4 protein-coding genes are annotated in these 6,277 nt (G+C 39.4%); all 4 read right to left on the bottom strand.

Annotation, left to right across the window (positions count from 1 at the left end; translation table 11 throughout):
* On the bottom strand, positions 1 to 1,394 hold a 1,394-nt coding region (gene pepV / locus QZ413_RS00710; RefSeq protein WP_297074575.1), incomplete at its 3' end, for a dipeptidase PepV.
* Positions 1,395 to 1,462: 68 nt separating this feature from the next.
* A complete protein-coding gene (locus tag QZ413_RS00705; protein ID WP_297074576.1) occupies positions 1,463 to 3,355 on the bottom strand; it encodes an acyltransferase family protein in 1,893 nt (630 codons plus the stop codon).
* 129 nt (positions 3,356 to 3,484) lie between these two features.
* Entirely contained in the window at positions 3,485 to 4,360 is an 876-nt protein-coding gene (locus QZ413_RS00700; RefSeq protein ID WP_297074574.1) for a YitT family protein, read from the bottom strand.
* Between the two features lie 126 nt (positions 4,361 to 4,486).
* A complete protein-coding gene (aspS, locus tag QZ413_RS00695) occupies positions 4,487 to 6,268 on the bottom strand; it encodes an aspartate--tRNA ligase (RefSeq protein WP_297074573.1) in 1,782 nt (593 codons plus the stop codon).
* Positions 6,269 to 6,277 lie beyond the last annotated feature (9 nt).

Here is a 6,277-nt window from a genome sequence, read left to right as displayed (position 1 = left end):
TAGATTGCATCTGCATAGATTGCTGCTGAACGGAATAGATCGTCTAATTCCATAAATTCATTGGCTTGATGCATCGTGTCTGTATAGCCTGGGAACATTGCTCCATAAGCAACACCACGTTCTAATAAACGACCGTACGTTCCACCACCGATGATTTGTTCAAATCCTTTTTCACCTGTGTGGTCTTCATATACTGAAAGTAATGTTGCCACTAATGGATCTTCCACTGGTACATAGTGAGGAGTCATATGATGTGGTTCTTCGGTTACTGTCACATCAAATTGTCCGATCGAGTCTGCTAATCCTTGTTTTAATTCAACTTCTGTTGTTCCTTGAGGATAGCGGATATTTAAGTTGACTGTCGCATCTTCTTGAGTTTTTTCAAATGAGAATAGACTAGCGTTCATTGTCAATTCGCCCATTTTTTCATCGCGATACGCAATCCCTAATTTTTCACCTTCAAGATCCAAGTGAAGATATTCTGCAGCAACTTGTAAGAAGTTTTTTGCGCCTGCTTTAAAGTCATATTCATTTAAGAATAAGGCTAAGTAAGTTCCAGCATTGATCCCAGCAGAAGGATGCGCTCCATGAGCACCTTTACCCACTAACTCGATCGTTAATTGATTTGCAGCTTCTGTGACACTTGCTGTAATTGGATTGGCTTCCACAAAAGTTTCTAAGGCAGATTTGATCGCATCCACTTGCTCTTGAGGCACTTCGATCACAGCAGTCGCACTTCCTGGAACCATGTTCGGACGTAAGCCACTCTTGAAGCTAATTAATTGATACGCGCCTTCATTGCTCACTGGTGTGTGGACAAGTAATGAGATATTTCCTTTTTCACCATTGATGATCGGAAATTCTGCATCTGGAGAAAATCCAAAGTCAGGACGTGCTTCATGTTCGAAGTAGTAGTCCATATCCCCCCAACCACTTTCTTCATCAGAACCCACGACAAAGCGGATTTTTTTCGATAAAGGTAAGTCCAACTCTTTGATGATCTTCATCGCATAATAAGCTGCCATACTTGGTCCTTTATCATCTGATGAACCACGCGCATAGATTTTACCATCTTTGATTACTGGTTCATAAGGGTCTGTATCCCAACCATCTCCAGCTGGTACAACGTCCATGTGACCAAAGATCCCTAGTGTTTCATCACCTTCACCAAATTCGATATGTCCAGCATAGTTGTCGACGTTTTTGACTTTAAAGCCATCACGCTCACCAAAACTCAACATTTTAAGTAACCCATCACGTGGTCCTGGTCCGAATGGTGCATCCGGTGTTACTTTATCATCCTCGCGCTCACTTTTAACGCGTAATAACTCTTTTAAGTCTTCTAATAACGCATCTTGGCGTTGTGCTACTTCTTTTTTCCAATCGATTGTCATGAAAAAACCTCCATTCAGTCTTCTTGCTTATCATATCACTTTTGTTTTTTTAAATAAAATACTTTTATCTATTTTGTCAGTGCTTCAGCTAAAAGATGTGTATATTCGATACGACCAGTCAATGTAGGATGGACCCGGTCAGGTCTAAACCAATCATCATGGTCATTACTTAGATCATACCAATCTAAAATCTTGATTTTTTTATTGTCTTTGGCTTTATCCGCCAACATCGTATTGACATCATTTTGCCAACGCTGTGTCGGTACGCGAACATTGATAAAGTAAACCGTCCGACCACTTAAATAATCCATTACTTCGTCAAATTGTGCCGATGTAAAAGAGCCATTTGTTCCAAGTGCGATCACGACTGTATCTTTTAAATTCCCTTGTGCTTCTAGTTGTTTTAACAAGGGCACACTTTCATAAAATTGTCTTCCCACTACCGCATCGACGACCGCTTTAGGGAATACTTCATTGATATTTGCTGCTGTACCTAATGCCACAGAATCTCCAAATAAGGTAAATTCTTTTTCTTGAGCCGCTTCGACTTGTTTTTTCGATAGATCATATTTTTTCATGATATCTTCAACATTGTCACTGAAGACTTCAGCGGATTCATCTTCAGTTGTCGTGGACGTATCGGTTGTCGTTGATTCTGTCGTAGTTTCATTTTTCGTTTTTTCTACGATCTTTTCGTTTTCTTTGATTTGATCTTGGAACGCTTGTTGTTCAGCGTCGATTTGATTACTTGGTGCTGTGAGAATTCCAAATAATGCAATCAAAGTGACTACAACTACAGGCAGTTGCCACGGTTTTTGTTTACTCATCAATGGACGTGTAAACCAAGATCTAATGGTTTTAAACGAATGACGATAATTGTATTTGCGTAGCGGATTTTCTACAAAGCGATAAGATAGTTCACTTAATCCAATGATCAAGATAAATTCGATCAAAGTATGTACCCACACATGGTTAGCTAAGTTACGTACTTTTGCTTCATAAAAAATCATCACCGGAAATTGATATAAGTAAATACCATAACTGCGTTTGCCGATATAATTAAAGAGAGGATTCGTTAGCCAACGATTCCAACTTGCTCCTGGGTGAACCGTCACCGCAATCAATAATGTGGCTAAAATACTAACGATATACATCCCGCCGTAATAAACAAAGTTGCTTTGATCGGATAAAAAGACTAAGAAAAGTAACAGACCTACTAAAGCCACGGCACCGATCACATTCAAAATTTTCTTAGCTTGTTTTGGAATTTCTTCTTTTAAGTGGAATGAAGGCCAAATAAATGCAAATGCACTCCCCATCCAAAGTGAAAAAATTCGTGTATCTGTTCCATAATAAACACGTGTTGGATCTTGTCCTGGATGATACATAATGGCCATTAAGATTGCTGAAATCAGCGTTAAAATGGATAAAATATAAAAAATCGTGCTTTTCTTTTTCACAAACCGAATCAATAAGACAAAGACAAAAGGCCAAATCAAATAATTTTGTCCTTCAACTGCTAATGACCATAAATGCGTAAACGGTGATTCGTTAGCAAAACGATCGAAATACGATGCACTATGTTTGATTTGCCACCAGTTATTGACATAAAGCAAACTACTCCAAACGACACCGCGTAGATTGTTCAATAAATTTCGCTGAAATACTGTAATATAAAACGAAGCACTGATCAATAACGCTACAAGTGCTGGATACAGACGTTTCATTCGCCTCACGTAAAAGCCTTTGATATCGATTTTATTGTTTTGTTGCCATTCTTGACGCATCAAATCTGTAATCAAATACCCCGAGATCACAAAAAAGATCGGTACACCAAGATAACCGCCTTTCATCGCTTTAGGCATCAGGTGGTAAAAGATCACGCCTAACACGGCAATACTTCTAATGCCATCGATCCCTGAGATATAGCGACCTTTTTTTCGTTTTTTCTCCGCCATAATCCAAATCCTTTTCTATTTTCTATTCTATTGCATTCTGATTCCATCATGCCATAAACCTTAAAAAAAAGCATGATTGAACTCATGATTTTACCTTTTCTTCATGAAAAAAAAGAGATACAATATCTCTTTTTAAAAATCATCTTCATAAAAACGTCCCAAAATCTGGACATTATCTGCGATACTAACAAATGCCTTGGGATCAGCTTTTTTCATTGCTTGACGTAATGATGGCAATTCATAGCGTGTTACTACTGTAATCAAAACAGTCTGACGATCGTGACGATACGCTCCTTCAGCTTCATTGATAATCGTGATCCCACGTCTGATTTCGTCTTGGATCTGATTGATGACATCATCTGGGTGTCTCGTAATGATGATCACTTGCATTTTCTTTTGTTGAGTAAAGACAGCATCGGTCACTTTTCCGCACACAAAAATCGCTAGTGCACTATATAATGCCGCTTGCCAACCAAATAAAATCCCAGCTGCGATCAAAATAATAAAGTTAAAGATAATAGAGATCGAACCGATACTTTTTCCAGTTTTCTTGCGGATCGCAATACTCACAAAATCAAGACCTCCAGAGGATAGTCCGTTTTTTAAGGCATATCCGATCCCCGCTCCCATCGTAGCACCACCAAAAATAGCACAAATGATTGGATCATCCGAAATTTTTTCGATCGGGATCAACTGCATCGTCACAGAGGTCAATACGACCGTGATTCCAGTAAAAATCGTAAATTTGTGCCCGATTTTTCGCCAACCTAAAATAAATAGCGGCAAGTTTAAAAATAATAGCATCATAGAAACTGGAACATAGATTCCAAATAAGCGTTCAGACAATGTGGAAAAGATTTGTGCGATCCCAGTGATCCCACTCGAATAAATATTGCCTGGACTGTAAAATAATTGCACTGCAACAGAGGCTAATATGGCATAGACCATTGCAAAAGAAAATTTTGTTGCGTAATCAGGGTGAGGAAAAACTTTGAATACTCGACTCATGAGGTCGCCTCTCTTCTTTATTCTTTACGCCTTTTATTATACGTGAATTTTTATAAAAAAAAAGTGAGTGATCACTTTTTTAAGAAAAATCTTGTCTTTCTTTTTAAGTGATCACTCGTTATTTATTTATTCGTCTGTTTCATCTAATTCTGCAGTAATATCTAAGTTTAATTCATACAATTGTAAAGGTGAAACTGTGCTTGGAGCTTGTGACATTGGATCGATCGCACGACCATTTTTAGGGAACGCGATCACTTCACGGATGTTATCTTCACCTGCAAGTAACATCGCAAAACGATCTAGTCCTAAAGCGATTCCGCCATGTGGTGGGAAACCATAGTCTAAAGCATCTAATAAGAACCCAAATTGTTCTTGCATTTCACGTGGAGCAAAGCCTAATGTTTTAAACATTTGTTCTTGTACTTCACGTGTATGGATCCGCAATGATCCTCCACCTAATTCATAGCCATTTAATACGATATCGTAGGCTTCAGCGTGCACACTTTGTGGATCAGTAGCTAATTTTTCAACATCTCCAGCTTTTGGCAACGTAAATGGATGGTGCGCAGACACAAAACGTCCTGCTTCAGCATCGTATTCAAATTGTGGCCAATCAACAACCCATAAGAAGTTAAAGGCAGATTGATCGATCAAGTCTAATTCTGATCCCAAACGATTACGCAATGCACCTAGAGCTGCAGATACCACTTCAAATGAATCGGCACCAAATAGTAATAAGTCACCGACTTCAGCATTCGTAGCAGCGATAATATCAGCTGTTGCATCGACTAAGAATTTCGCGATTGGACCTTTTAGTCCATCTTCTTCGACTTTGACCCACGCTAATCCTTTGGCACCAAATTGACCAACATATTGCCCTAATTGATCCATATCTTTACGTGAGTAACGACTTGCTGCTCCTTTAGCATTCAAGGCTTTGACAACGCCACCTTGTTCTAAAGCCATTTGGAATACTTTGAATTCTACATCTTTGACTGTTTCAGATAGATCAATCAATTCCATCGCAAATCGCGTATCTGGCTTGTCGCTTCCAAAACGATCCATTGCTTCTTGCCACGTCATGCGTGGGAAAGCTTCTGTGATCTCGATTCCTTTGACTTCTTTCATCACAGCTTGGATCAAGCCTTCTGTATATGTTTGGATCTCTTTTGCTGTTAAGAATGTCGTTTCGATATCGACCTGAGTAAATTCTGGTTGACGGTCACCACGTAGATCTTCGTCACGGAAACAACGAACGATTTGGTAGTAGCGGTCCATTCCTGCTGCCATCAATAATTGCTTAAAGATTTGTGGTGATTGTGGCAATGCATAAAAGTGTCCTGGATGCACACGGCTTGGTACCAAGTAATCACGTGCGCCTTCTGGTGTCGATTTTGCAAGATATGGTGTCTCGATATCTAAAAAGTCATTGTCATCTAAATAACGACGGATCGCACGCGTTGTTTTCGTGCGTAATAACATATTTTGAGCCATTTTAGGACGACGCAAGTCTAAGTAACGGTATTTCATTCGCACTTCATCGCTGACTTGTTGGTCATCTTCGATCGTAAATGGCGGTGTTTTCGCTTTACTTAAGATTTCGATTTGATCTGCTAAGACTTCGAATTCACCTGTTTTCATTTTCGGGTTGATCGCTGCATCACTACGCTTGATCACAGTCCCACTGATTTCAATCACGTATTCACTACGACAACTATCAGCGATCGCTAATGCTTCTTTTGATGTTTCAGGATTGAATACGACTTGGACGATCCCTTCACGGTCGCGTAGATCTAAAAAGACCACGCCACCTAAATCACGACGTTTTTGTACCCAACCTTTTAATGTCACACGTTGTTCTAAATAACTTTCATCTACTAACCCACAATAAACCGTTCGTTTTGCCATAATGGACTC

Source organism: uncultured Enterococcus sp. (assembly GCF_913775425.1).
GTDB lineage: Bacteria > Bacillota > Bacilli > Lactobacillales > Enterococcaceae > Enterococcus_G.
The sequence above is the reverse complement of the archived record's forward strand: the minus strand, read 5'-3'. Positions and strand labels throughout refer to the sequence as shown.